The organism is Microcoleus sp. MON2_D5 (assembly GCF_036701905.1).
Classification (GTDB): domain Bacteria; phylum Cyanobacteriota; class Cyanobacteriia; order Cyanobacteriales; family Microcoleaceae; genus Microcoleus.
In genome coordinates, this window is record NZ_JAUBRM010000086.1 from 1 (window position 1) to 26,695 (window position 26,695).

Genomic DNA, 26,695 nt, shown 5'->3' on the forward strand with positions numbered 1-26,695 from the left:
GATGTTACAAAACTCACCCTTCGAGGGCTTATAGCAATTCCGAAATTTTCCATTCATACCCTGATTAAGCAACACCGTTCTTTCAATCAAAATATCAACCTCTCCCATGACAAATTTAATTATCTGGAAAAGGCTGCCCGTCTAGCTGTTCCGCTTCCTCTCTCTTTGTCGCTGTAATTTGGGTATTGTGAGCCATTGTCTTGGAAAATTCATACATTTCACTGGCTTTGGCTTCCGCAGCTTTCACAATTTCAAGGATTTCCAGGAGTTGGCTTTCATCTGGTAATTGTTTCATGGTAATGCTTCTAATCTCTCAATTACTTGGTCTATCATAATTCTCGCTTCAGGAGCCATACGTAGCAATGCTGCTAAATAATCTCCTGCTTTTTGAACATCTTCATCGGGCACACTAGCCATCAATACATTGCCCACCATGTGCTCTGCTTGTAAGCGAACACCTGATACGCAGAATTGAAAATTACTGATCGAGGAAAAGTATTGCATCAGTATTTCATTTTCTGGAAAAAGAGACATTGCTCTTCTAAGTGCAAAAAGTCCCTGGGTGGCTTGGCGTTCGGTCTCGTGTAGTACCTGGTAGAGTTCGTCAACCAAAGAGCGTAGGTCGGAAGGAATAGACATTTACTACAGCTTTTATTTAACACTTGCATTATACTGCTAAAAGTTACAACAATTCTTTGTAAAATTCCAACAACTGCTCAGCTAAAGCTTGATTGGTATAATTGCTCATCGCTCTCTGATAACCCCGATCGCCCAAATCAGCAGCCAACTGCCGCCGCTGCATCAATTGCTGCAAACACTCGCGCAAAACCCCTGCATTTCCCTCCGGGAATACTAACCCCGCATCGCCGATGACATGGGGAATTTCCCCGCAGTCGGAACCGATAACCGGAATTTTACAGGCCATCGCTTCAATTAAAACGTGACCGAATTGTTCTTTCCAGCCCACAGTGGTCAAAGTTTTGAATTTATAGCTGGTTTGCGAGGGCAATACCAAACAGTTCATTAAGTTAATGTAGGGGGGAATCTCTTCGTGGGAAACGCTTTCTACCCAGATTATTCGGTCGCTGATTCCCCATTCAATACATTTTTCGGCGAGGCGCGTCCGCAATTTTCCTTGTCCTACTAACAGCCACTTCCAAGGGATTTTTTTCAACCCTGCCAAAGCTTCAGCTAAAGTCAACAGTCCTTTTTCTTCTACAAATCGCCCTACAAATCCTACCACAAAATCGGTCGGCTCAATGCCGAACCTCCGCGAGAAATCAGCGTCTTTACCAGTGCGGCGAAACAAAGTTTCATCTACTCCGAGTTGTGGCATTACTTTTACCGCACCTTGATAGCCCCGCTGCCGCAAAATTTTAGCCCCATCTAAGTTGCCTGCAATAATTCCGTCGGTGTGCTGAAGATTGTAATTTTCTAAGACTGAAACAGGCCAATTCAATTGATAAGGCAGATTCCACCAAGTAAATAGTATATTTTTGGCTTTTAATTTGAGCAGTTTATTTAATAAAATTAATTGAGCGCAAGCAAGGGATTTTGAACCTTGTTCAACTTGGATGATCTGGGGTCTAAAGTCTTGCAAAACTTTAATTAAATCAAAACCAAAGCTTAGCACTCCTTGATTGTTTTGACTAAAGTTGGAGACAGGGATTACTTTAAAGGAACCATTTTGATAAAATTCCGTTTCTATAATTTTATTTTGAACGCCTCCGGGTTTCCAACGCTGCGGCACTACAACTGTTACTTCAATATCGGGTTCTAGGTTGGCTAATATCTTGAATTTTTCCCGGTTAATGTCCACAATATAGGTGTGACTGGCAACGAGAATTCTCATTTAGGGGAAGGGGGAAGGAATAGGGAATTATTGAGCGTTAATGTTGTCTTGATGGCTGTAAATTTGTCCATCATTCCACAGAGATTGAATTACTGTATTTATAGCACTGAGAAAACCCAAGATATAAAAAGCAAATCTAGTTATAATTTTAATGGGCGAGTGGCTTTTATAACAAGGCGGATTTCCCAAAACGTGGCAGTCAAAGAGTTTGGCAAAAAATCGCAGGCATTGAAAAGCTGTTAAATTTTTCAATCCCATTAGAAAGTGATTGTGATAAAATGTGATTTGATATTCGATCGATCGCGTGCTGACATCGTGACACCCGCCGCTGTCTTCCCCCAAGTGAACTAAACAGGCATTGGGATCGTACCAAATTTTCATGCCCGTCGATCGCAATCTCAAACAAAAATCCGACTCCTCCCGCACCGCACTCCCTGCAAACCGCTCGTCAAACCTCAGCCCCCATTCGGCAAAAACCTGTCGGCGAAATGACATATTGCAGCCTCTCGCCGAGAGCACCTGCTGCGGTTTGACTGTATGCACCAAATCGATAAAATACCAGGCAATGCCCGCATCCATCGCTTCTGAGGGCAAATATTCGATCGCCAAATCCCCTCCAGAATTATCCAGTTTCATTCTGTCAAAAACCCGGCCCGCCACACATCCCACATCGGGTTTTTCTAAATAGTTGTCAACGTGAGCCGCCAAAAAACCCTCTGGCAACTGTACATCATCATCAATAAATAAAATAATCTCTCCAACTGCGCGGCGCACTGCATAATTTCGAGCTCCCGGCAAACTCGCCCAATCTACCCGAAACCACCTAATTTTGCCAGCATTTGCCAATTCCTCTAAATAAACTTGAGTTTCCGAGTCGTGGGTGCGAGTTTGATCAATTACCAGCACTTCAAAATTCGGGTAATTTTGCAGAATTGCATCAGCCAATGTCTCTCGCAGAGGTTGCTCGCGGTTGTAGGTAGGTATCACAACAGAAATCATCATTTGCAGTTGCCACTTTCATTATTTCTCTACACGCCAAAGCCAGACATCGCCGGGTTTGTAAATTGGTGTGATTTTATATTTTTGCACTTTTTCTAGTTCAATTTGCAATGCTTCTGTAGCTCGGTAGAGAAATACATCGCTAAAACCATCAGGAATTTTTACTTGGTGGGGTTTAACTGCCAGCAAAAGCTGTACTTGCGGCTTCAGGAGATAGCTGACAGACAGTATTTTTCCTGTGATGTTGTTGCCTCCGTGAGTGATTACTAAAGGTTTTTGGGATTGATTGACAATCGCGGCTACTTGGGGATTGTATTTAGTGCTAGAAGGATATTTGTTCCACCAAAGTTGTGACTGTGAGCTGACGGCACAAGAAACTATTTCACTCGATATTAGTGTTATTAAACCGAGCTGCCACAGTTTTTGTTGGCGGGGATTGGTGGCGACTGCAATTTTAGCGGTGAATAGATAGGCAACAGCTATCTGGATTGCTAAAATATAGGGAACTAGATAGCGATCGGCAACTCCTCGCACTGCTATCAATACTATCGCTGTAATTCCGATCGCTGTCAATACAAACAGCCAAACTCGTTTGGGAGTAGAGCGACAGAGCGAGTATATTGAATGTGCGATCGCTAACAGCAATACGGCCACTACAATCAGTCGGATTAAATTGGTAGTCATACTGCTCGAACCCAATTTGATGATTCCGCCCGCCCAATGCGTGTCGATAAACATTCGGCAGGTAATGAAAATTAAAGGTTTAAGTGAAGATATGAAAGACAGGGAAAGGCGGGGTAAGCCTACTGTTGCTTCGATTTTGGGCGCGTTCTCCAGTAAGACCCAAATCCAAGGAGCAAAAAGAATTAGTGCTATCGCGGCAGTTAGTTACTAAATAAGTAATTAATGTCTTGCCAAAACGGCAATTCTCCTTGAGAATTACATAAATGCCGTGGGCCAATATTACTAAAAAAAATAATAAACTACAATACAGTCCTAAAGTCAGGGCGAGCGCATAAATAAACCAAACAGCCTTGCTCAATTTAGATGTGGCGGGAGAATTTGGTAGGGCGATCCTCTTCGAGGGCTTCGCTAACGCCCGCAGCAGAATTGCATTCGACAGCAAGACGAGGACTGCAAACATCATGTAGGGTCTTGCCTCTTGCGCGTACAAGACGTGAAAAGGTGAAACAGCAACGATTGTAACAGCCATCCATCCCACAGACGCAGAGCGAAATAATTCCCAGCACAGCCAATAAATGCTGGGAAAAACTAACAAACTAATCAAAGCTGAAAGACTTCTGACAGTGCCTACTTGCGGGCCGAACAAGTACACCCAAAACCTGGCTAAAATAAAATACAACGGCGATAGTTGGGGTTCTTCTGTAGCTAAACCTTTAACAGTATCCCACCAAGTTTTTTCGCGATTTATCTGCTGGTATTTCCGCTGCAAATCTGCAACGCTAATTGTTTTCCCTTGAAAATCTTGCTGCACCATTTCCGTCCAGGTGTAGCCAGAAATTCGCAGTGAGGTGATAGATTCGTCGAACGAGTAGACTTTGCGATCCAGATTAGTAAAGCGAAACCATATCCCCGTTATTAATATGACGACAATTAAAAATTTTAACGAAATTCGATGCAGCCGCCCATTTTGAATTGATTTGGTGTTCATACAATCAGAAATGGGGAAATGAAGAAAGAAGGATTTAGTTATTTAGGACAGAGGGAATAAGCAAGAGGGAATAAAGAATGAGAAATTGGTTTCAATAGCCCCTATATTTATCTAGAGGCTTCTTCCTTCTTCCTTCTTCCTTCTTCCTTCTTCCTTCTTCCTTCTTCCTTCAGATTAATTCCCCATTTCCATCAGATAGCTATGTGTTGCTGAACCGCTAAAACTAAATTTTCAGTCCAGAAATTAGCCAATTCGGCGCTGGCGGCTTCCACCATAACTCGGATTAGGGGTTCAGTGCCAGAAGCGCGCACCAAAACCCGTCCCTGTTCGCCCATTGCTGTTGTAGCACGTTCGATCGCCTTTTGCATTGCCTCGCACTCCTGCCATTTCAGGCGTTTTTCGCGATCGTCCACCCGAATATTTCGCAGCAACTGCGGATAAGTTTGGAAACTGCCACTTACCAATTGTGCCAAAGATTGCCCGGACTGGCGCACCAGCGAAGCCAAATGCAAAGCTGTCAGCAAACCGTCGCCGCTGACACCGTAATGCGGACAAAGAATATGTCCAGACTGTTCGCCGCCCAACATCGCACCAGTGCGCTGCATTTCAGCGTGAACGTACTGATCTCCCACGTCGGTTCTAGTTAGTTTGCCCCCCAATTCTTCCCAAGCTCGCTCGAAGCCGAGGTTAGCCATTACAGTAGAAATAATTAAATTGGATGGTAACTGTTGGGAGTCGCGCAACTGTCGGCCCCACAGATAAAGAATGTAATCGCCGTCAATCGTTCGACCTTGGTTGTCAACACACAAAACTCGATCGGCATCGCCGTCAAAAGCAAATCCCAAATCGGCATTGTGTTCCAAAACTGCCGCTTGCAAACTGTCGAGATGAGTAGAACCGCAGTTAACATTAATGCGATCGCCATCCGGAGAGTCGTGCAAACAGATCACATCCGCCCCCATTTGCGCGAACACCGCCGGCCCCAAACCCGCGGCCGCCCCCCAAGCCAAATCCAAAACTATCCGCATTCCCTCCAAATTCATCTGTTGCAGCGAATCACAGAGCGAAGTGGCATAATCTTTAACCAACTCAGATCGATGGTAGTGGTGTCCCCAACCCAAGCTAGCAATTGGAACCTTTGTTCCCCGGATTCCCGCTTCGATTTGTTCCTGCAACTGCTGCGACAGCTTCGAGCCGTTTGAGCCGAAAAACTTAATGCCGTTGTCTTCTGGGGGATTGTGAGAAGCCGAAATCATCACTCCGCCGACAGACTCCGAAACGCTTGCCAGATAAGCAACGCAGGGAGTGGGACACAAGCCCAAATTCCAAACTTCTAACCCGGCGGCTGTCAAACCCGCTGACAGTGCCATTGCCAGCATATCGCTGGAATTCCTACTGTCTTGCCCCAAAATCACAGGCCCCTGGTTGGGGGAATGTTGCCGTAAAACTTGTCCAGCCCAGAAGCCCACTTGCAGGGCTAGGGGTGCATTCAGCAATTCTCCAACTTTCCCGCGAATGCCGTCTGTGCCGAAGAGTTTGGTATTTGGCAGGGAGAGGCTATTTCCCAGCAGAATCGTATCCAGTTTGGCTGGCTGTACCGAGTTAACAGCCGGAAACTCGCTGCCACGAGGGCGCGAAGGTGTCTGAACCATATTCACTCCTTTAGGAATATTCACACTCACACTTTGGGTTCATGTTACAACTGAAAGTCTTTATTTTCAGCCTAAACTCCATTTATTTCGTCGATTGCTTAAGCAACTTGCTCTGACAACCTACGCACAAAGCTTAACTTCATCGGAAAAATTTGTATTGTACCCAAAGGAAAAACTTTTAGTCCCGGGGGCGCGCCCATGCCACGAAACCCAGTTTCTTTTTGTCTCCAGGAGTGACGCTGCTGCGGTTTGAGCCGATCAGTAACTGCGGGTATAGAAGGTTAATGCTGTATTGCCGTATACTTTGTGGCGGCAAATTTCTAGGCCGGAAATCGCTTGTGCCGATCGCTCCGGGCTGTGTTCGATCGCGATTTCGCCGTTTGGTGCTAGCATTTCTTGGCTGGCGATCGTGTTTAACACAGGTTCGTACAAGTCGCTGGCGTAGGGCGGATCGAAGTAAATGCGATCGAACTGCTGCCCCGCTAGTGTTGCCAACTTCGCCGTCGCGTTTCCCCGCAGTATTTGGAATGTTTGGGACGAGTCTGCTACTTGCTCCCAGTTTTCGCGGATAATCGCACAAGCTTTCGCCGACTGTTCGATGCCAGTGACACTCGCGGCTTGCCGACACAAAGCTTCTGCACCCATCGAACCGCTGCCGGTACAAATGTCAAGCCATCTGCAATCTGCGATCGTCCCTTGCCAAATATTAAATAAAGCTTCTCTGACTCGCGAAGGTGTAGGGCGAGTTGCGAGTCCCGGCAGGGTTTTTATTTGGCGATTGCCACAGATTCTTAAACTCATTTAGCAAGAAGGAAGGAGGAAGTTCGGCAACGGATTCTGTAACGGATGTAACGGATGTCAGGAAGAAGGAAGAAGGAAGTTCGGCAAGGGATTCTGTAACGGATTTAACGGATGTCAGGAAGAAGGAAGTTCGGCAAGGGATTCTGTAACGGATTTAACGGATGTCAGGAAGAAGGAAGAAGGAAGAAAGAAGAAGGAAGAAGGAAGAAAGAAGAGGCAAGAAGGAAGAAGGAAGAAGACTTTTAAAAATGTCAAACCCGGTTTCGGCAATCTACCGGGTTTTTCAAGACTCATGCCACCTAAGCAGGTACTTTTTCCCTCACCAGACTGACAAAATTTGACAGCATTTGCAATCCCGTACTCGAAGACTTTTCCGGGTGAAATTGCACGGCCATCAAATTGTCTTTAGCTATAGCCGCCGTCACGTTTTGATTGCCGTGACTCACCATTGCCGATCGCACTTCCAAATCAACTGGATCGACATAATAAGAATGCACGAAATAAACCCAAGGATCAGACGGTAAATTTTGCCACAGCGGCAAATTCTGCTGAGTAAGTTCCAATTGATTCCATCCCATGTGCGGAATGGTCAAACCCGGTTCCGAGCGAAATCGGCGCACTTTTCCCGCAATAACGCCCAATCCCGGTTCTACACCTTCTTCGGAACTTTCCAACAGAATTTGCATACCCAAACAAATGCCTAAAAAAGGTTTTCGCGAGGCGATCGCACTTTTTATCGGTTCTATCAAATTGCGCGATCTTAAATTCTGCATTGCCGGGTCAAACGAACCCACTCCCGGCAAAACCACCGCATCAGCCTGCTCGATTATAGCAGGAGAATCTGTAATTTTTGGCACTGCACCCACATTTTCCAAGCCTTTACAGACTGAGTGCAGATTGCCCATGTCATAGTCTACTACTGCAATGACAGACATTGACTTACTTGCCTTATATTATCAATATCAGTATTATTGCACAAATATGACGGCCAAAATCCTCCTAACCTCATTTGATACTTGGCTTCCCCATCAGCAATCCAACTCTTCGGACGACTTATTAGCCAAGATTTCCCAAATCAAATATTTGCCTGATTCCCTGACTTTTTTGAGGAAACTGCCAGTAGATTTTCAGCTAGCACCTAATTTAGCGATCGCCGAAATCAACCAACTCCAACCCGATACTATTATCTGCTGCGGCATGGCCGAGAGTCGGCAAAAATTAACCGTAGAATCCTGCGCTTGCTGCGAGAGCGACATTCTGAAAACAGCAGTTAATCTCGAACCGCTAGTCGCTGATTTAGCTGCCACAGAAATCAGTCACGAAGCCGGAAAATTTGTATGCGAAGCCCTATATTATGCGGTTTTAAAACATATTTGCGATTCTCAAATAACCAGTAAATGTATTTTCGTCCACGTACCAATTTTAACTGCAGACAACGCTGACAGAATTATCGCCGATTTTTTATTAGTTATGCGACGCCTAACTCTCGCAAGTAATAAATAGGTCGCTCTAATTCAACTTAAAAATTTGTTTAGTATTCAGAAACCCGGACTTTTAAAGAAACCGGGTTTCTCAGTGTTAGTTTTTTTTACTAACAACTGCCAACTGCCAAGTCTTTAGCCGCCGTAATTCCAACCCGTGCTTTCTAGCAGCAACGGATTGCCTTCTCGGTGGACGCCTGCAGCCACAACTTCTCCCACATAAACCGTGTGATCCCCGTGTTCCACAGCACCGACAACTTTGCACTCGACGTAACCCAGAGAATCCGAGATAATCGGACAACCAGTTTCCGCGCCGGGATAAAATTCTACATCCTCAAATTTATTGCCAACGCGGCGCTGCTGCTTGAAGAATTTCTGGGCTAACTCTTTTTGCCCTGCTTCTAGGAAACTCAAAGCAAAGACACCGCTGGCTTTGATCATGCCGTGGGATTTGGAGTCTTGCTTGACGCAGTTGACAACTAAGGGAGGGGTAAAGGAAGATTGCATCACCCAGCTAGCGGTGAAACCGTTGACTTCCTCCCCGTCTTTGACACCGCAGATGTACAATCCGTGAGGGATTTTCCGCAAGATGGTCTTTTTAGCTTGTTCGTCTAGCACGGGCTTACCTGTTCGATCGATAATTCTACACCCCCCAGTTTACCAATGTTGGGCCCACAAACTTACCTGTCTTAAGGGCTATTCGCTAATATTGACTTTTTCAATCCCAAACTTGACACCTGTTTTAAGTCAAAATTAACAACTCACAACTATTATGAAACTCCATATTTTTTAAACCAATCTTGCATCCGTTTCCAAGCCTCCTCAGCTTCTTTTTCCCGGTAACTGGGGCGATAGTCGGCGTTAAAACCGTGCGGCGCATCTGGATAAAGCACAATTTCGGAACCGCTGCTGCCAGTTTTGAGAACTTCCCGCATTTTCTCGACTGTATCGTTGGGAATTGACTGGTCTTTGCCGCCGTAAAGCCCCAATACGGGCACTTTCAAACTGGCTGCAATGTCGATCGGCTGTTTGGGAGTTAAATCCGTAGAATTGCCCACCACGCGCCCGTACCAAGCAACTCCCGCTTTGACTTTAGGGTTGTGGGAAGAGTACAGCCAAACAATTCTGCCACCCCAGCAAAATCCTGTAATTCCCAACTTATTAGTATTGCCTTTTCCTGACTTTTGTGCCCACTCTACGGTAGCATCTAAATCGGACATAACTTGAGCGTCAGGAACTTTCGAGACAACTTTACTAATAATTTCTTGAACCTCGGTGAGTTTAGAAACATCACCTTGACGGGCAAACATTTCTGGGGCGATCGCTAAATAGCCTAATTTGGCAAAACGGCGGCAAATATCTTGAAGGTGGGCGTGAACTCCGAAGATTTCTTGAATTACTAAAATTACTGGAAAATTGCTGCCGCTGGCTGGCATGGCTCTGTATGCTGGAATTGAGCCGTCTTTTACCGGAATTTTTACCTCACCTGCTATTAAACCAGCAGCATCCGTATTGATAACGGCAGCCGCAATAGGATGAACTGCTAAGGCAAATCCGGCGCTTAATGCGGTGACAGTGATAAATTGTCTGCGAGTTAAATCAGTCATGGCGATTTTAGATTTTAGATTTTAGATTGGGAATTGAGAATTGGGAATTGGGAATTGGTTATTTCATAATTGCTCCTTCTTCCCTCTTCCTTCTTCCCTCTTCCTTCTTCCTTCTTCCTTCGAGGGTCTAAAAAGCCGATCGTGCTCTGGATGGTACAAGCGCGATCGCCCTTCTGCTGATTTTCCCAACGCCGGACTAATTACATACATTGTCGTTCTGATCAAATTATTTTCACGGGTAGCAACTGCCATTTTGTCAAGGGGAACTAGCACAATTTTTTCATCCGGCCAGCCCAACCGATAACAAATAGCTACAGGCAAATCCGATGGGTAATGTTCCATCAATTTAGCTTGAGCTTGTTCGACATGGCGGGCGCTCAAATACAGACACAAACTCGCTTGATGAGCCGCTAAACTCGCCAATTCTTCCCGTTCCGGTACTTCTGTTCTGCCGCTAATTCGCGTCAAAATAATTGTCTGCACAACTCCCGGGACTGTCAACTCAATTTTAAGTTTAGCTGCGGCAAGTTGGAAAGCGCTAATTCCCGGGATTACCTCAAAAGCAATTCCCTCGGAAGCCAAAGCTTGCATTTGTTCGCCGACAGCCCCGTAGAGACAGGGATCGCCCGAATGGAGGCGGACGACGCTTTTTCCGCCGCGCACTCGTTCCACCATCAAAGGTACAATCTCTTCGAGGGTCTTATCCGCAGTTTGGATCACTTCAGCATCCGCGCGCACCCCCTGCAAAATTTGCTCTGGGACTAAGGAATCCGCAAATAATATGACATCAGCTGCAGCCAGTAATTTTTGAGCCTTAACAGTCAACAAATCCGGGTCTCCCGGGCCTGCACCTACAATGTATACCCTTGGAATTAAGGCTTCAATCTCTGTCAAACTCATTGCTGCTAAAAAATTTGCTAAATTTACGGACTCTTCCGGATGCACCTATTTTGGTTGGAAGTAAGAGATGGTAGATGCACCCTGGTTTTGAACCCTAGAGACTAACCTCTCTGGGGTTTTTTATTGATCCTCTGGCGATTTATGAGTGATATTTGCCCGAGCGCTATTTGGGGAGACAACATCGGGCAAAGGTCGATCGAGCAAATAAAGCCAAGCTAACCCACCCAAGCCTAAAACAATCCCAGTCAAGCTTACCATTTGTGCCGTCCGCACCGGCCCCAACATCAAACTATCAGTTCGCAACCCTTCAATCCAGACTCGACCGGAACTGTAAGCTGCGATATAAACCAAAAATAAAGCACCAGTTTTTAAGCGAATTTTGCCCTGCAAATCTCGGAAAAATAAAGTCAGAAGCAACCCAAATACTGTCAAATTCCACAGAGATTCGTAGAGAAATGTGGGGTGGAAGTATTCAAAATTAGCGTAGGCGGGCGGGCGGCTGTTTGGCGGAATATAGAGTTTCCAAGGCAAATCCGTAGGACTGCCAAAAGCTTCCGAGTTAAAGAAATTTCCCCAGCGTCCGATCGCCTGACCGAGAATTGCCGAGGGCGCGATTAAATCTGCCAATTGCCAAAAAGAAACTCGCTGGATTTTCGCAAAAATTAAAGCTGCGATCGTGCCGCCCAAAATCGCCCCGTGAATGGCAATTCCGCCTTTCCAAATCGCAATAATATCTTCAGGCCTCTGGGCGTATTGCTGCCACTCGAAAGCCACGTAATAAATTCGAGCACAGGGAATAGCGCCCAGAACCAGCCAAATTGCCAAATCACCCAACAATTCCGGGTTGACGCGGCGTTTTTGGGCCAAGTATTGGGACAGACTCACCCCAATCAAGACGGCAGAAGCTATCAACAGCCCGTACCAGCGGATGGCTACGGGGCCAAGTTGAAAGATAATTGGGCCGGGCGATGTAAATTGAAACGCTAAGGGCAGCGCAAGAATATTTAGCACCATAAAAGTTGCATTAATTGTGATGGAAAGCTGTCAAATTTGCATACCCTTTAACAAACTCCAGAGTTTATTTTAGGTGGCTGCGGTCATTTACACGCAATATTTGGGGAATTTTACCAAAAATTAACTGGATTCTTGATTGTGCAGATTTCTGTTTTGAGTTTTCTTTGTGAGTCCACAATAAGAGCCCCCTAACCCCCCTTTTTAAAGGGGGGAACCGGATTATTCTTAAAGTCTCCCTGATTAAGGGGGATTTAGGGCGATCGAGATTCCGCCTTCTGCATAAGTACCTTCAGGAGGATTAACGGCAGCTTTGGTCGAGAAGTTTTAAGATAGAGGGTGGCTTTAAATTTTCTGATGACTTATGTCTCCTACTTCCGTTTCTCAGGTGTACTCTTCTGGTAATTCAAAGGGTGCGAATCAGTCTCGCAAGACTGCTGCTTTGGCTGTTGAGTCGGGTAAAATTCCGCCCTTGCTGGGGGCGAGTTTAGCTGAGTTAACGGAGTGGGTGCAGCAGCAGGGACAACCGGCTTATCGCGGAAAGCAGTTGTACCAGTGGATTTATGAGAAAGGCGCGCGATCGCTCTCTGATATTTCTGTATTCTCGAAACAGTGGCGCGAGACTGTTGCTAAAATTCCGATCGGGCGATCGACCATTCACTATCGATCGGTCGCACCAGACGCCACCGTAAAATATCTCTTAAAATTGGCAGACGGTCAAATCATTGAAACAGTGGGCATTCCCACCGATAAACGGCTGACTGTGTGCGTCTCAGCCCAAGTTGGCTGCGCGATGGGCTGCGACTTTTGCGCTACCGGAAAAGGCGGTTTCAAGCGCAATTTAGAAAAACACGAAATCGTCGATCAAGTCTTGACAGTACAGCAAGATTTCGGTCGCAGAGTCAGCCACATCGTATTTATGGGAATGGGCGAACCCCTGCTGAATTTCGATAATGTTGTAGCTGCTGTCAAGTGTTTGAATCAAGACGTAGGAATTGGACAGCGAAATATCACCATTTCCACAGTAGGAATTCGCAATCGCATCAGCCAACTAGCCGAACATCAACTGCAAGTTACCCTCGCCGTCAGCCTCCACGCTTCCAATCAAAGATTGCGCGAAGAGTTAATTCCTAGCGCCCGCCCTTATCCTTTGGGTGAGTTAATCGCAGAATGTCGGGAATATGTGCGATCGACGGGGCGCAGATTAAGTTTTGAATACGTGCTTTTAGCAGGTGTGAATGACTTGCCGGAACACGCAGCCGAGTTAGCAACTCACTTGCGCGGTTTTCAGTGTCACGTCAATTTGATTCCTTACAATCCGATTCAGGAAGCTGAATATAAGCGACCGACTCCCAATCGAATTAACAGTTTTGTGTCGGTTTTGAAAGAAAAGAAAATTGCAGTTAGCGTGCGGTATTCTCGCGGCTTAGAGGCAGATGCCGCCTGCGGACAATTGCGGGCATCCGAGGTTTAGGATGGGATTTTAACCGCTAAAATTTGTTGTAGGGTGCGTCATTATTTCGCGTTATTTTCTCGATAGTTGAGAAACTAGGTTCTGACGCACCTCATATCAAATCCGGTAGCATCAAAATTATAAAATCGACTCAACATTTAACAGTCAATCACCGCGTCAGTTTTTCGATTGAGGGTCGTACCGCCAACAGCCAACAGTCAACAATCATGTATGAGTGCCACCGGAATTGAGCTGACGCAAATCTTGCACCATTCTCAAGAACAGGCTAGGAGGGCCTGTTCCACAAAGAGTAGATTTTCTTGTGGGGTTGGCCCTCCTAGCCTGCCTATAAAAAGCCTATTGAGAATGGTGCAATATCTCAGATGCACCCTACTACTGTGCTTAAACTGTTCGGAAATCGTTAACACCAATTAGCGAAGCGTTGACTCCAATTAAAGAGGCGATCGCAATTCTATTTACTTTTATCAAAGTATTGTTATTACTCTGACTAATTTCCAATTGATTAAAAGTCAAACCGCGAGACAATCCTCACACATCTTCGCCTTTAATAAAATCGGAAATAATATCAAGTCCGAGATTACTTGCGATCGCAAACGTGTCATTACCAATCCCGCCAATCAAGCTGTCCTCTCCTAAATCTCCGAACAATAAATCCTTGCCAGTACAACCGAGGATAGTGTCGTTGTTTCCCACCCCATAAATTGTATCATTTCCAGCACGGCCATCTATCAAATCATTATTCTCATTGCCACCGAGTAAATCATTGCCAGCATCGCCGCACAGGGAGTCATTTCCTGATTGTCCGAAAATAGAATCATTGCCTTGACTTCCGACTATGACATCGTTATCTTGGTCGCCGATGAGGATATCGTTGCCTTTGCCCCCATCAATAAAGTTGGCGCCTTCATTGCCATAAATGAAGTAATTGCCACCTTCACCGTTAATCGAATCGTTCCCATTATTTCCGAAGATAATATCGTCGCCTCCACCGCCTAGTACCAGGTCGTTACTTTTGCCGCCAATCAGGAAGTCCTTGCCACGCTTTCCGTTGAGTAAATTTTTGCCTTCATTGCCCTTGAAAATGTCTGGGGTGTTGCCACCAATTAGGTTGTCGTTACCTGCTTTGGCCTCAAATATATTGGGACTGTTGCTGCCCAAATAACCGTCATTTTTGGAAGTACCAATTAGGATGCCAGAATTGCAGTTGATAATATTATCGACTGGATTTGGTCGATCGAGGTTTGGTCGTTCAATGCGATCGCCAATGCAGTTTGGAGCGGGTGCGGGCTTACCTGTAGGCGTTGGTGTGGGAGTTGGTGTGGGAGTTGGTGTGGGAGTTGGCGTTGTATCTACGATCGTCAAAATCGCCGTATTTTGATTTACCAAATTAGCATTATTTGTGGGATTTGTGAAACAGAGATTGACAGTTTCATTCTCTTCTACTAAGGTGTCCTGAGTGATAGGAATAGTGAAATTTTTGCTAGTTTCGCCAGAGAGAAAGTTTAACGTAGCCGACGTAGCAGTGTAATAGCTTCCGGCGGTGGCGCTACCGTCAGCAGTACCGTAACTCACAGAGGCCCAGACATTGGTTCCACCTGTATGATTAACTGCAATTGTTTGGGTTGTGCCGTTTTCATTAACGCTGTAAGCAGCGCTACAGAAATTAAAGCTTCCCGGTGCTACTATCTAAAGTTTACGCTCAGAATGCTATTCAAGCATTTGAGGACTCAGTTTTGGACAAAGGAGTTTATGAGCCACACAAATAAGCAAAATGTTGAAAAATTTCATTTGGACGCATTTAACTAATCTCTTTCGGTTGGTAACAAGGCTGCTTAAGCGAAGAAGCAACATTATGGCAATCGCTACAGTTGTCGCTGTTGCCATCTTAGCCGGACACACAGCATCGGCTCAAGTCGGTCCCAGACCGCCTAATCCACTGGCTTCGCTTAAAACCGTAGCAGTCCCTGAGCCACCAAACTTAGGAGAATTCGTCAAAGACAAACCGGCTGCAATTGCCTTAGGAAAAGCCCTGTTCTGGGATTTGCAGGTGGGCAGCAACGGCAACCAGTCTTGCGCCAGTTGCCACTTTCACGCTGGAGTTGATAATCGTGCTAAGAACCAGCTCAGCCCAGGGCTGTTGCAGGTAAATGCAAGCGGTCAGCCAAATCCAGACACTACCTTTAATGCAGGTAAGGGCCCTAACTCTGTGCTGCAGCCAGCGGACTTTCCGTTCCACAAGCTGGCAGACCCGAACAATCGCTTGTCGCAAGTTCTAGGTGACACGAACGATGTTGCAGGCTCTCAAGGGGTAAGTCTGGCAAAATTCATCGATATTGTCCCTGGTAGTGCGGTGGATAAGGTAGAGGTTCAGCCAGATCCAATCTTTAACGTCCAGGGCACCAACGTGCGTCAGGTAACTGAGCGCAACACGCCCAGCACAATTAACGCTGTGTATAACTTCCGCAACTTTTGGGACGGACGCGCCCAAAACGAATTTAATGGTGTGAATCCGTTTGGGTCAAGAGACCCAGGTGCCTTTGTCCTGAAAGCACCCACAAAGCAATCCCCTCTGCAGCAGGTGAAAATTAGCCTGAAGAATTCATCGCTGGCGTCGCAGGCAGTGGGCCCACCGCTAAGCTCTGTGGAAGAATCCGCAACGGGTCGGGTATTACCTGATATCGGGCAGAAGTTCGATCGGATTAAAGTCAAAAAGCTGCCTAGAGAGACAGGTAAAAAGCTCAAACAGCTACGGCCGCTTGGGCAACAGCTTGTCCATCCCGAAGACAGCGTTCTGGGCAGCTTGAGCCGTTGGCCCCAGCCCGGACTCAAAGACAAAAGTTACGAAAAAATGGTTGAGGATGCGTTTAAGCCGGAGTGGTGGGACTCGAAGCAAATCATCAAGGTTGATGCTATAGGAACTCGGTCTTTCAAGCAGCCGCAGGGAGCGTTGGCAACCGATGAGTTTACACTGATGGACTACAACTTCTCATTGTTTTTCGGATTAGCGATTCAACTGTACGAGTCCACCTTGATTTCTGACGATTCACCCTTCGATCAATTTATGGAGGGAAACAGCAACGCGCTGACTGTACAGCAAAAGCAAGGCAAGGATCTGTTTGAAGGTAGAGCGGGGTGTGTCTTCTGTCACGGTGGAGGTGAATCTACCAACGCCTCCGTCAAAAATGTGGAGAATCAACGGGTCAGACGGATGAGGGTGGGAAATGGTGGACAAGCTGTCTATGACAATGCCTTCTACAATATTGCCGTTCGACCGACTGGGGAAGACTTGGGCGTGGGCGCCAATGATCCTTTCGGCAATCCCCTTTCAGAATCGCGGCTAGCTGCGCGAGGACTCTTTCCGTCATTACTAAATGCAACTCCAAATATACCCGTCGGTGCAGATGAGCGCATTACAGCAGACGGTGCATTCAAAACGCCTGGATTGCGGAATATTGAGTTGACGGCTCCCTACTTCCACAACGGTGGGCAACTCACTTTGCGACAGGTCGTTGATTTCTACAATCGAGGCGGGGATTTTGCTGAGAACAACATTGACAATCTCGATATTGGCATCCGCAACCTCAACCTCAGCGAGGAAGAGAAAACGTCTTTGGTTCTATTCATGGAATCTCTGACCGACGATCGCGTTCGCTATGAGCGTGCCCCGTTCGATCATCCACAACTGTTTATTACGAATGGGCATCCCGGAGATCAAAACGCCGTGACCAATGATGGCACAGGGCAAGCGACCACAACACTGCTAGAGTTGCCTGCGGTGGGTCGGAACGGGACTACTGTTCCTCAACCAAACTTCTTGGGCGTTTCCCCGGAGCGATCGACGACAACGATTACTCCGCAATCTACTCCGCCATCATCAAGGAATCCACTTGAGGGAAGCATTACTGAGGAAGACTGTCCACCAGGCTCAACACCTAAGTTTGTCAGCGGAGGATTTATGTGTGTCACTAAGTAATGATTTCCTGCGGTATTGAACACCGCTTTAAAGGGGATTACCAGGCGATTTTCGCGGTTGAAGCCTGAGAAAACCCATGCAGCGCGATCGTGAAATCTATCGTAATTCCCTTTGAGTCCTCAACTTAACCGTTAAAATCCCCAACTTCTTAAAGAGGTTGGGGATTTTGTATTCATCGCTTGAGTGTGGAGCCCCAACGAGCTTTGCACGAGCCACAAAGAGCTTGCTCAACTTTTCCGTACATGATTGCCAATGGTGATGCAAGGGTTTGGAGGCATTAGATCACTATTTTTTTTTGCACTCCCCCACCTTTTTTCGGTCAGACAAGCCAACGCCGCGTCTCCTTTTTCACTTTATTCAGCAAGCCGTATATAAAATCCTGACCTTTAACAAAATTCAAGATAATATCAAATCCTCGCCCATTTCCCAGACAAAAGTATCCTCGCCCAAACATCGGACAAATTCCGACAATTTTTACCTAAAAATTGAGCGAAAACAATAAACTCTACAAGCGTTTAACAAGTATCCACCGCAACGCTAAGGGCGGTGTTTCTTGCACGGGAAATAAATCCCGCCCGCTAGCCCAACTGACAAACCAAGGTGTCGGCGGCCACGCCGAGTCAGGCAAATGTTTTTGTTCGTATTCAATCACCGATTCATCAGAAATAATTTCTAACGGCAAACCCTCTATTGCTGCTTGCAATTCTTCTCTCGTAATCAGATAAGACCAACACAATTCAGACATTTGTTTTGCCATCTCATCGGGTTCGTACCCATCTACTGCTAAGAAAGCACTGAATAAGATAAACCCGCCACTTAAAACAGCATCGGACATTTTGCCGAGGAAAAGACGAATTTGTTCGGGGTAGCGGAAGTGAGAGAGAACTTCGGTAGCAATGGCTAATTTGTACCGATAAGTTTTCATCCTCAATAATGGGTCTAAAACGTCACCTTGGGTGACATTGATCGGCAAGTTTTCGGCGGTGGCTGCTGCTGATAGTTTCTCGGCAAATATGGGTGTTAGTTCGATCGCATCCACGGGATGACCTAACCTTGCTAAGGGCAAACTATTGCGCCCTGGGCCCGCACCGACATCTAAAATAGGTGCTTTTCCCGGTTCGCCTAATTCGGCGGCAGTGGCGATGACTTTGGCATCGGGATGGCTGCCGAATAAATGTTCGGGGCGAATATCCGGCCAGCTATGATATTTCTGGGCCATCGATTCGACTTGAATCTTGGTATTCAGAGTAATGCCACCGGCTAAACCGCTTTGGGAATTAGCGGGAAAGTAGGAGACTATTAGATTAGCGTGGGGGGAATTTTTGAATCCTTCTGCTAAGGCATTGGCGATTAATGTTCGCAAGTTTTCGGCTTGGGCAGCGTCGATGTTTTGTCCGAGAATGTTTAAGAAGTCTGACAGTAATTTAAGATAGTCGTCTAGCATCGATGGCAAGCAAGGCAGATAGAATTCTCCCTTGAGGCCGATGCTCCTTTTGAGCCTTTCTTTGAGAATTAATTTCAGGCGATTGGAGTCTGTCAGCGGCGGGGTTGTTTCGGGTGATTCGCTGACGGGCAATTCGGGGATAGATGCGGCACTGGTGAGGTTTTTAGTCACAATATTTTTGATTAGATTCGGCAATAAGTGCGATCGCACCGAGCATAATCTTGTGCTCTTGCACCTGAATTCTCGCGTGCAGTGTTTCTGCGGTATCATCAGGCAATACCGGCACCGCAGCCTGCATTAAAATCGGCCCGCTGTCTACTTCTAAACGGGCGATATGCACAGTACAGCCGGTGATTTTAACCTTGGCAGCTAGTGCTTGCTCGACGGCGCGAATTCCTGGGAAACTCGGCAGTAAGCTGGGGTGAATGTTAATAACGCGATCGGGAAAAGCAGCAAACAAAACTTTGGTAACAATTCGCATCCAACCCGCCATCACGACCCATTCTACATCATATTCTTGAAAAGTTTTGACAATTTTTGTATCTAATTCTTCGCGGCTTTTGCAGTCGCGGTGATTGAGCAGAATCGAGGGAATACCGTATTTTTCGGCTCTGGCGGCGGCTTTGGCTTCGGGGTTGTTGTAAATTAATACTGGGATTTTAGCGTTGAGTTGTTGATTTTGGATGGCTTGGGCAATTACCTCGAAGTTGCTGCCGCTTCCTGAGGCTAAAACTCCTAATTTTAATGGAGGATGGGCCGGAGCTATCGAACTTTTGCCAATCTCAGGAGAAATCAGGCAGGCATTGGAATTAACAGATACTGGATTAGCGGTCATTCGATTTTAGATTTGAGATTTGAGATTTTGGATTGACCCCATGGATAAATTCGGGGGCTTGAGGATTTTAGATTTGAGATTTTGGATTGATTCCACGGAGAAATCCGGGGGCTTGTACCATCTAGAAATTCTTGGTCATAAAGATAAAAACTATTCTCTCGTTTTTTACACTACAGGTAAAGGGTCATTCGATTTTAGATTTTAGATTTGAGATTTTGGATTGACCCCACGGAGAACTCCGGGGGCTTGTACCATCTAGAAATTCTTGGTCATAAAGATAAAAACTATTCACTCGTATTCTACTATAGAGGTAAAGGGTAAGGTGTGCTTCGGCGCACTCTACATGGAGATATTGCGTAAGTCCTAAGTATATTATTTTTTTTCGCTTATCTACTGATTCACTCCTATTCTACAATATTGTCAAAAAACTCTTCCCTGAGAATCGAATAAAGTTTTAGATCCCAATATCTGTCTTTCACAAATAGGTGCTGTCGCAATACCCCTTCCAATTGCATCCCCACTTTTTCCATCACCCGAGCGGAAGCAATATTGTTAAGTTCACATCGAGCCATAATTCGATTCAGCAACATCTCCCGAAAGCCGAATTCAATAACTGCATTGACAGCCTCGCTCATGTATCCTTCGCCCCAATAGCTTCTAGAGAGTGCGTAGCCAATTTCCGCGCGGCTGTGCGTCATGCTCCATTCCACAAATCCGCAAGTCCCGATAAACTTTTGCTCGACTTTGTGGACAATTCCCCAATCTACAAGCTCTCGTCTTTTGTACATTTTTGTAAGTGACTTGAGAAAGTATTTAGTGTCTTCGAGCGAGGTGTGGGTTGACCACATTGTGTATTGTGATACTTCGGGGTTTGAAGCATACTCAAACATATCGCTCGCATCGTTTAAAGTAATTTTTCGGAGCAGGAGCCTTTCAGTTTCTATAGTGGGTAAATGAGCTAATATATCGAGAAGGTTCATTTTGAGATTGACCTATATTGTGATACCATTTAAAACTAAAAGCTAAAATTTACAAGCCAATGGTTCGGATTAAATTTGGGCGTTTTAACTGGTTGGATAATGATGCGATCGCAGCTTGGACTTTCCTGGCCCCAGCTTTGCTATTTCTGGGTACTTTTTTGATTTGGCCGATCGCCTATTTATTTTACCTCAGCTTTACCAGCGGCAGCTTTACCCAGTTGGGAGTGCGTTGGATTGGCTTCAACAACTACTGGCGTCTAGTCACAAACCCGGATTTCTGGCAAATTCTCCAAAATACGCTCTATTTTACTACTGCAACAGTCATTCCCAGTTTAGTGATTCCATTGGGCTTAGCAGTTTTGCTAAATCGCTCGTTTGCTTGGCGAGGAGCTCTCCGTACCGCTTATTTTATTCCTTCGATTACCTCTTTAGTTGCAGTGGGCTTGGGTTGGCGGTGGTTGTTTCAAACCGAAGGCCCGGTGAATAATGCCCTAAGTGCGATCGGCTTAAATCCAATTCCTTGGCTTAGCAGCACAGTTTGGGCAATGCCAGTAATCATTCTGCTCAGTGTTTGGAAACAATTAGGCTTTAATATGGTAGTATTTTTAGCGGGATTGCAAGCAATTCCGGTAAATCGTTACGAAGCCGCAGAATTGGATGGAGCTAATGCTTGGCAGCAATTTTTGTACATCACTTTACCCGGTTTGCGGCCGACTTTAGTATTTGCTACTGTCACGACTGCTATTTTTACTCTGCGGAGTTTCGAGCAAGTTTACGTCATCACCGGCGGCGGCCCTTTAAACTCTACTAATTTGCTAGTTTATTATATTTACGAGCAAGCTTTTTCGCAATTTGATTTTGGCTATGCAGCCGCTGCGGCAACTTTCCTGATGGCTGTAGCTTTGTTATTAGTCTATTTACAACTAAAAGTTTGGGGCGAAGATGCTTGATTAGCTAGGGGTATGGACAGGGCAATGCCCATTGGTGTTAAGTTAACGTCCAAATTTACCAGTCTTTTGTCCATCTAATAAGTCTCTCGATGCCCCCTAACCCCCCTTAAGAAGGGGGGAACAAGAGCGTCAAAGTCCCCCTTCTTAAGGGGGATTTTGGGAGAACAAATTTCTGCTATAAACGAGAAATACAAAGGATTTGAAACTTAAATTGACACTAAGGGTTCATGCCGTGTTCGTACAAATAAAATGTGCAATTAACTAGATTCACAATTACCCATTTCCAATTTTATATTCCATGTGCTCTGCTGTTTGTTCAGCTTGTGCTGTTCCCAAAAGCTTGCCGACAACGTGCAAAGACATATCAATTCCCGCAGCAATTCCCCCAGAAGTGATGATTTTGCCGTTATCTACAAATCGCTGATTTTCGATAATAGTTGTGTTAGGAGCTAATTCTTTCAATAAATCCAATACTTGATGGTGTGTAGTTGCTTCCAAACCTTCCAACAAGCCAGCTTTTGCCAAAAGCAGCGAACCCGTACAGACAGAAAGCACTAATTCTGCTGTTCGCGCACAATCTTTTATCCAATTAATAACTGCTGAATTATCGATTAACTTTCTCGTACCTTGTCCTCCCGGTACAATTAAAATATCCGGTGGCGGACAATCGGAAATGGTGCAGTCGGGATTTACACTCAAACCGTTGCGGGCGTTGACAGCACCGGGATGTTCGGCTACGGTAGAGACTGCAAAAGGTCGCTCGCCCTTACTTAATTCTGATGTCACCGAAAACACTTCAAAGGGGCCTGCAAAGTCCAGTACCTCGACATCATCGAACATTAAAATAGCTACGTTCCTAGTTGCCATAAGACATACTTCTGATAGAGACCAAAATATCGGCGATTTGTTATCGTAGAAGTGGTATAATTTAAATTATTAAAGCTATGCCGAAAAAAATTCGCCATCGCGCCCTGAAACTCTGTGTTTTGTGTCTGGCTTGTGCCTTAGCAATTGCTGTTTCGCCAATTTTTACACCCGCTCAATCCACAACTCAATTAGAATTTCGCATTATTCAATTAGAACGTCAAATTTCTGAACTCAGAGGACAAATCTACAGTTTGCAGAATCAAGGTTCTAGAGTTAACCGGCCTCAGTCTCCTTCCGGTTCTGGTCGGACAAATGCTAGAATGCTGTCGGGAGACCCGCTGTTTGACAATTTAGCAACTTTGGCAATTGAAACTAAGCAAGATGTTATCAAAATTCAAGAGCGGTTGTCAAAGCTAGAATCGTCCAGAAATCGCTAGAGAAGTCATTAGTTAGAAGAAAGAGAGAAGAAGGAAGGCACGACACGGATTTTGACACGGATACAGGGATTAATTATTGAGCCCAAGTCGGAAGTCAGAAGTCAGGAGTCAGAAGGAAGAGGGAAAAAGTCAGTAGTCATTAGTTAGAAGAATGAAGTCATATTCTCGCCAACTCCAAACTCCAAACTGTCCCCCTCTCCATCTCTCCCATTCTCCGACGTTGAGGTCGAGAACAGCAGGGTCTGCTAAACGTTAACTTGCAGAACTATTCAATGATATGGAAATAAAAGCCTGCAACCACAAAATTGATTGCTAACAGCAAGAGAAACCAGCCTGCGCGAAATGTGTAAGGGAATTTGCCCGTTTTCATCACGGAGTCGGATTTTAATTGGTTCTTCGCTATCTCTGGCATAGGTAAAGCTCCTAATTCATAATGTCACTCTATTTACAAATAGCAGAGAGCGTCGCACTTATGCACAATCCTCTAGAGTTATTTTTTGTAACAAGGAGTTTATACCGAGTTGAATTCAAATTAGTTTCAATCGCTCTCTCCGGCGTGGTAGGAACTGCGGACGAGAGGCCCCGATCGCACGCGCTCAAACCCCATCTCCCGGGCGATCGACCCGAAACGGTCAAATTCGCTCGGCGTCCAGTATTTACGCACTGGGAGGTGATCTAGAGATGGTCTCATGTATTGACCGAGGGTGAGCCGATCGCACTTGGCATCCCGCAAATCTGTCATCGCTTCAACTATCTCGGCTTCGGTTTCCCCGTGTCCCAACATCAAACCGGATTTGGTGGGAATAGTTAGGTCATATTGCTTAACAATACGCAGAACATCGATCGAGCGATCGTACTTCGCCCCCCTCCGCACCGGCCCTTGCAATCGGCGCACCGTCTCAATATTGTGGTTGTAACAAGCCGGTTTAGCCTCCACCACCGTGCGAATCCGCTGTCGCTGCAACTCATCGAGCCCTGAATTCTCCCCGTCGGGGGCGGGCACGGGGGCACCGCCCCTACCCGTTCCCCCCCAAAAATCCGGCGTCAGTACCTCAACTTCAGTATCCGGGTTCAAAAGGCGGATTTGGGCGATCGTCCTGGCAAACCAACCCGCACCCCCATCCGGCAAATCATCTCTCGCCACCGAAGTCAGCACCGCATAGCGCAAACCCAACAACTGCACAGCCTCGGCCACCTTTTTCGGTTCCTCCGGGTCTAGCGGCATCGGAGAATGACCTTTATCTACTTGACAAAAAGCACAAGCGCGGGTGCAAGTCGGCCCCATCAACAAAAAAGTCGCCGTTTTTTGCGCGTAGCACTCGCCCCGGTTGGGGCATCTCCCCTCCTCACAAATCGTGTGAATTTGCCGCTGTTTGATAATTTTTTGCACTTGCGAAAGTTCGCTAGCTTTGCCAACGGGTCTACGCAACCATTCCGGCATCGCCTCGATTTCACCCCGCATTTGGGCGGCAACTGCTTTAACAGTAGGAGTTTTAGGAGTTTGGGGCGACATAAAATTAAGTGGCGATTGAGTTAATTCCTTCGATCGTATCCGAAATCAAAGCCCCTGAACTTGTAGGAGTATTACCCGAAATCAGAATCGCGCCGAGGTGCAACAAAACTAAACTCGCCCAGAATTATGGGTAGAATTCTGTTAGGGATATACTGAAGGTTGCAAATCATCACTCATTCATTACTGAAGGAGTCAGTCGTGGCTGGTCAAAAAATCTTGGTAATCGATGACAGTAAAGTCATCCGCGTCCGAGTCCGAGAGATGTTGCCTCAGGGTAACTTTGAAGTTCTAGAAGCAAAAGACGGCGAAGAGGGACTCAAACTGATCCGTCAAGCCCGGCCAAATCTAATTATGTTAGATTTCCTACTGCCCAAAGTCAGCGGTTGGGAAGTGTATCAAAAAGTGCAAGCCCATCCTGAGCTTTCTAAAATACCTTTGGTGATCATGTCGGGCCGCGAAGAAGAGGTGATGGAAAAAATTCCGAAACCCTTTGAGAAGCATTTTTTTGCATTCATCGCCAAACCGTTTGAGAAGAAGCAGCTAACCGAGGCGATCAAATCGGCGATGGTACTGGCCAAAAAGAAACCAGTGCCGGAAGCCCCAGCAGCCGCCGCTGCACCCAGCTCTGGAGCGGACGCCGCCGAAATTCAGGCGATGACTGCGAAAATGGCGAAAATGCAAGCGGAAATTGATGCACTCAAAAAACAAATGAGTCAGGTGATTACGATCATCAAGCAGAAATTGAAATAATTCTGCTGTTTTTTGAAGGCACTTATGTAGAAGGAAACTTCCACACCGTGCAACTTTCAGTTGAGTCTCAAAGGCTGCGATTTTATCGGCATTTTTTTGCCCAATTGTTTGAGCGAGTGCGATCGCAAATAGCCTGCAACTGGTTTCTCAAAATCCCAGTGAGAAAATCAATTAAAAGTTAAAAATAAAACAAGGGAGGAAATTAATTATTAATTAATATTAGGATTTTTAATTCCCGCTCGTTCCACACTCAATTATTAACTCCTCAGTCTCATTTTTTTGGTTAATGACTAACGACTATTCCGATTTTTTGCCTCAACTGCGTGCCTCAACAGAGCAATTATTGAAAAGATTAGACTGCTTCGATCGAGCGCAGGTATTAGCGATCGGAGATTTGACCTTGGACGAGTTTCTTACCGGACAAGTAGAGCGAATTTCCCGCGAAGCACCTGTGTTGATTTTGCGCTACGAAAATACTCAGCAAGTACCCGGAGGTGGCGCAAATGCTGTCTATAATTTAGCCAAACTGGGAGGCAAAGTAAAAGTTGCTGGTTTGGTGGGAAAAGACGACCAGGGAAAGGCTTTGTGCGGTATTTTTGAGGCGGCGGGAATTGATACGGGTGGGATTTTAATCGATTCGCAGCGTCCCACGGTCACCAAAACTCGAATTTCCGGACACGCGCGGCAGTCAGTGACTCAGCAAATTGTCCGAGTCGATCGCAAATCGGACGAGTTGCCGGATTTAGATTTGCAGTTGCAACTGGCAGACTACATCCGGCAGCAAATACCGACAGTAGATGCAGTGGTTTGTTCCGACTACGGCGACGGAGTTTTGACGAATTTGGCGATCGAATCGGCAGTGGTTCCCGGCAAAACAATAGTAGACGCTCAAACAAATTTGCAGCGATATTCTGGAGCAATGTTATTTACTCCGAACTTGCCCGAAGCCGAGCAAGCCGTCGGATATGCTATCAAAAACCCTCAAACTTTAATGCAAGCAGGACGCGATTTGTTGAACTTAACTCAAGCTCAAAAAATCCTGATTACTCGCGGCGAAGAAGGGATGACTTTGTTTGAAAGGGCGAACGGCGAAGAAATCAAAAATTCACCCCCTCCAACATCCATTTGTGAAAAGGGGGAATTTGCCATTCAAAGTTGGGACATTCCCCCTTTTAACAAGACTGATGTATTCGACGTAACCGGTGCTGGAGATACAGTTGTAGCAGCAATGACTTTAGCTTTGTGCGTCGGTGCATCTGGTTGGGAAGCGGCAGTTTTGGGCAATTTGGCGGCTAGTATTGTCGTGCGTCAGTTCGGTACGGCAACGACGACAGCAGACGAAATGAAAGAAGCTTTGAAAACGATGATTGCACTATAGGGGCGGCTAAGCTGTATAGCATTTAAATTGCATATTTCGGACGTAAGGATTCAGGTCTAAACCAGGGGTATTAAAGATGGGGTCTGCACAGCAGGATTAACCCTCGCTTTAATAGCTTG

Annotated in this window: 28 protein-coding genes; 8 read left to right on the forward strand and 20 right to left on the reverse strand. The window is 46.0% G+C overall.

Annotated elements, in window-relative coordinates; translation table 11 throughout:
- Nucleotides 1-115 precede the first annotated feature (115 nt).
- The 8 genes from QUA47_RS24705 to rsmD form a co-directional block, all read right to left on the reverse strand.
- Nucleotides 116-295 (reverse strand): hypothetical protein, encoded by a 180-nt coding sequence (locus tag QUA47_RS24705; RefSeq protein ID WP_190738631.1) that lies wholly within the window; start codon nt 293-295, stop codon nt 116-118.
- Nucleotides 292-639, reverse strand: a complete 348-nt coding sequence (locus tag QUA47_RS24710; RefSeq protein WP_333432698.1) for a hypothetical protein — start codon at nt 637-639, stop codon at nt 292-294. The genes QUA47_RS24705 and QUA47_RS24710 overlap by 4 nt, the downstream gene beginning before the upstream one ends.
- Nucleotides 640-682: 43 nt before the next feature.
- Nucleotides 683-1,852, reverse strand: a complete 1,170-nt coding sequence (gene hpsO, locus QUA47_RS24715; protein ID WP_333432699.1) for a hormogonium polysaccharide biosynthesis glycosyltransferase HpsO — start codon at nt 1,850-1,852, stop codon at nt 683-685.
- Nucleotides 1,853-1,879: 27 nt separating this feature from the next.
- The gene (hpsN, locus tag QUA47_RS24720; protein WP_333432700.1) at nt 1,880-2,854 is read right to left on the reverse strand and encodes a hormogonium polysaccharide biosynthesis glycosyltransferase HpsN; all 975 of its coding nucleotides are present in this window, start codon (nt 2,852-2,854) and stop codon (nt 1,880-1,882) included.
- 18 nt (nt 2,855-2,872) lie between these two features.
- Complete coding sequence (locus QUA47_RS24725) at nt 2,873-3,535, reverse strand: hypothetical protein (protein ID WP_333432701.1); 663 nt, start codon at nt 3,533-3,535, stop codon at nt 2,873-2,875.
- 79 nt (nt 3,536-3,614) lie between these two features.
- On the reverse strand, nt 3,615-4,523 hold the full coding sequence (locus QUA47_RS24730) for a glycosyltransferase family 39 protein (RefSeq protein ID WP_333432702.1): 909 nt from the start codon (nt 4,521-4,523) through the stop codon (nt 3,615-3,617).
- A 191-nt stretch (nt 4,524-4,714) separates the two neighbouring features.
- Nucleotides 4,715-6,175 carry a phosphoglucosamine mutase gene (gene glmM, locus QUA47_RS24735; RefSeq protein WP_333432717.1) on the reverse strand — a complete coding sequence of 487 codons (1,461 nt, stop codon included), beginning with the start codon at nt 6,173-6,175 and terminating at the stop codon, nt 4,715-4,717.
- A 258-nt stretch (nt 6,176-6,433) separates the two neighbouring features.
- Entirely contained in the window at nt 6,434-6,976 is a 543-nt protein-coding gene (gene rsmD / locus QUA47_RS24740; protein WP_333432703.1) for a 16S rRNA (guanine(966)-N(2))-methyltransferase RsmD, read from the reverse strand.
- Nucleotides 6,977-7,087: 111 nt separating this feature from the next.
- Between rsmD and QUA47_RS24745 the strand changes: the two genes are divergently transcribed.
- A complete protein-coding gene (locus tag QUA47_RS24745; RefSeq protein WP_333432704.1) occupies nt 7,088-7,222 on the forward strand; it encodes a hypothetical protein in 135 nt (44 codons plus the stop codon).
- 53 nt (nt 7,223-7,275) lie between these two features.
- Here the strand turns inward: QUA47_RS24745 and hisH are convergent, their stop codons facing one another.
- Nucleotides 7,276-7,911 (reverse strand): imidazole glycerol phosphate synthase subunit HisH, encoded by a 636-nt coding sequence (gene hisH, locus QUA47_RS24750; RefSeq protein WP_333432705.1) that lies wholly within the window; start codon nt 7,909-7,911, stop codon nt 7,276-7,278.
- 46 nt (nt 7,912-7,957) lie between these two features.
- Here hisH and QUA47_RS24755 point away from each other — a divergent pair, with 46 nt between their 5' ends.
- Nucleotides 7,958-8,479 carry a pyroglutamyl-peptidase I family protein gene (locus QUA47_RS24755; protein WP_333432706.1) on the forward strand — a complete coding sequence of 174 codons (522 nt, stop codon included), beginning with the start codon at nt 7,958-7,960 and terminating at the stop codon, nt 8,477-8,479.
- 113 nt (nt 8,480-8,592) lie between these two features.
- Here QUA47_RS24755 and QUA47_RS24760 read toward each other — a convergent pair whose 3' ends face one another.
- From QUA47_RS24760 to lgt, 4 genes are all read right to left on the reverse strand, one after another.
- Nucleotides 8,593-9,075, reverse strand: coding sequence for a flavin reductase (locus QUA47_RS24760; RefSeq protein WP_190659726.1), 483 nt, complete (start codon nt 9,073-9,075; stop codon nt 8,593-8,595).
- 152 nt (nt 9,076-9,227) lie between these two features.
- Nucleotides 9,228-10,064, reverse strand: coding sequence for a dienelactone hydrolase family protein (locus QUA47_RS24765; protein ID WP_333432707.1), 837 nt, complete (start codon nt 10,062-10,064; stop codon nt 9,228-9,230).
- A gap of 63 nt (nt 10,065-10,127) precedes the next feature.
- A complete protein-coding gene (gene cobM, locus QUA47_RS24770; protein WP_006635165.1) occupies nt 10,128-10,964 on the reverse strand; it encodes a precorrin-4 C(11)-methyltransferase in 837 nt (278 codons plus the stop codon).
- A 120-nt stretch (nt 10,965-11,084) separates the two neighbouring features.
- Nucleotides 11,085-11,978, reverse strand: coding sequence for a prolipoprotein diacylglyceryl transferase (gene lgt / locus QUA47_RS24775; protein WP_333432708.1), 894 nt, complete (start codon nt 11,976-11,978; stop codon nt 11,085-11,087).
- Between the two features lie 361 nt (nt 11,979-12,339).
- Between lgt and rlmN the strand changes: the two genes are divergently transcribed.
- Complete coding sequence (rlmN, locus tag QUA47_RS24780; RefSeq protein WP_333403025.1) at nt 12,340-13,449, forward strand: 23S rRNA (adenine(2503)-C(2))-methyltransferase RlmN; 1,110 nt, start codon at nt 12,340-12,342, stop codon at nt 13,447-13,449.
- A gap of 528 nt (nt 13,450-13,977) precedes the next feature.
- Here rlmN and QUA47_RS24785 read toward each other — a convergent pair.
- Nucleotides 13,978-15,135 (reverse strand): Calx-beta domain-containing protein, encoded by a 1,158-nt coding sequence (locus tag QUA47_RS24785; RefSeq protein WP_333432718.1) that lies wholly within the window; start codon nt 15,133-15,135, stop codon nt 13,978-13,980.
- A gap of 166 nt (nt 15,136-15,301) precedes the next feature.
- On the opposite strand from QUA47_RS24785, the gene QUA47_RS24790 reads away from it, so the two are divergent.
- Complete coding sequence (locus tag QUA47_RS24790) at nt 15,302-17,422, forward strand: cytochrome c peroxidase (RefSeq protein WP_333432709.1); 2,121 nt, start codon at nt 15,302-15,304, stop codon at nt 17,420-17,422.
- Between the two features lie 505 nt (nt 17,423-17,927).
- Here QUA47_RS24790 and QUA47_RS24795 read toward each other — a convergent pair.
- From QUA47_RS24795 to QUA47_RS24805, 3 genes are all read right to left on the reverse strand, one after another.
- Entirely contained in the window at nt 17,928-19,037 is a 1,110-nt protein-coding gene (locus QUA47_RS24795; RefSeq protein ID WP_333432710.1) for a methyltransferase domain-containing protein, read from the reverse strand.
- Complete coding sequence (purN, locus tag QUA47_RS24800) at nt 19,030-19,701, reverse strand: phosphoribosylglycinamide formyltransferase (protein ID WP_333432711.1); 672 nt, start codon at nt 19,699-19,701, stop codon at nt 19,030-19,032. The genes QUA47_RS24795 and purN overlap by 8 nt, the downstream gene beginning before the upstream one ends.
- 404 nt (nt 19,702-20,105) lie before the next feature.
- On the reverse strand, nt 20,106-20,681 hold the full coding sequence (locus QUA47_RS24805; protein WP_333432712.1) for a GNAT family protein: 576 nt from the start codon (nt 20,679-20,681) through the stop codon (nt 20,106-20,108).
- Between the two features lie 59 nt (nt 20,682-20,740).
- Between QUA47_RS24805 and QUA47_RS24810 the strand changes: the two genes are divergently transcribed.
- Nucleotides 20,741-21,631 carry a sugar ABC transporter permease gene (locus tag QUA47_RS24810; protein ID WP_333432713.1) on the forward strand — a complete coding sequence of 297 codons (891 nt, stop codon included), beginning with the start codon at nt 20,741-20,743 and terminating at the stop codon, nt 21,629-21,631.
- Between the two features lie 273 nt (nt 21,632-21,904).
- Here QUA47_RS24810 and QUA47_RS24815 read toward each other — a convergent pair whose 3' ends face one another.
- Nucleotides 21,905-22,498, reverse strand: coding sequence for a DJ-1/PfpI family protein (locus QUA47_RS24815; RefSeq protein WP_333432714.1), 594 nt, complete (start codon nt 22,496-22,498; stop codon nt 21,905-21,907).
- 77 nt (nt 22,499-22,575) lie between these two features.
- Between QUA47_RS24815 and QUA47_RS24820 the strand changes: the two genes are divergently transcribed.
- Nucleotides 22,576-22,935, forward strand: coding sequence for a hypothetical protein (locus QUA47_RS24820; protein WP_333432715.1), 360 nt, complete (start codon nt 22,576-22,578; stop codon nt 22,933-22,935).
- 265 nt (nt 22,936-23,200) lie between these two features.
- On the opposite strand, the gene QUA47_RS24825 is transcribed toward QUA47_RS24820, so the two are convergent.
- Both QUA47_RS24825 and QUA47_RS24830 read right to left on the reverse strand, forming a co-directional pair.
- Nucleotides 23,201-23,347, reverse strand: a complete 147-nt coding sequence (locus QUA47_RS24825) for a photosystem I protein PsaX (protein ID WP_333062195.1) — start codon at nt 23,345-23,347, stop codon at nt 23,201-23,203.
- A gap of 126 nt (nt 23,348-23,473) precedes the next feature.
- Nucleotides 23,474-24,448, reverse strand: a complete 975-nt coding sequence (locus QUA47_RS24830) for a lipoyl synthase (RefSeq protein ID WP_333432716.1) — start codon at nt 24,446-24,448, stop codon at nt 23,474-23,476.
- A 198-nt stretch (nt 24,449-24,646) separates the two neighbouring features.
- On the opposite strand from QUA47_RS24830, the gene QUA47_RS24835 reads away from it, so the two are divergent.
- Nucleotides 24,647-25,198 carry a response regulator gene (locus tag QUA47_RS24835; protein ID WP_333214307.1) on the forward strand — a complete coding sequence of 184 codons (552 nt, stop codon included), beginning with the start codon at nt 24,647-24,649 and terminating at the stop codon, nt 25,196-25,198.
- Nucleotides 25,199-25,484: 286 nt separating this feature from the next.
- On the forward strand, nt 25,485-26,576 hold the full coding sequence (locus QUA47_RS24840) for a PfkB family carbohydrate kinase (RefSeq protein ID WP_190659697.1): 1,092 nt from the start codon (nt 25,485-25,487) through the stop codon (nt 26,574-26,576).
- The last annotated feature ends 119 nt before the right edge of the window (nt 26,577-26,695 follow it).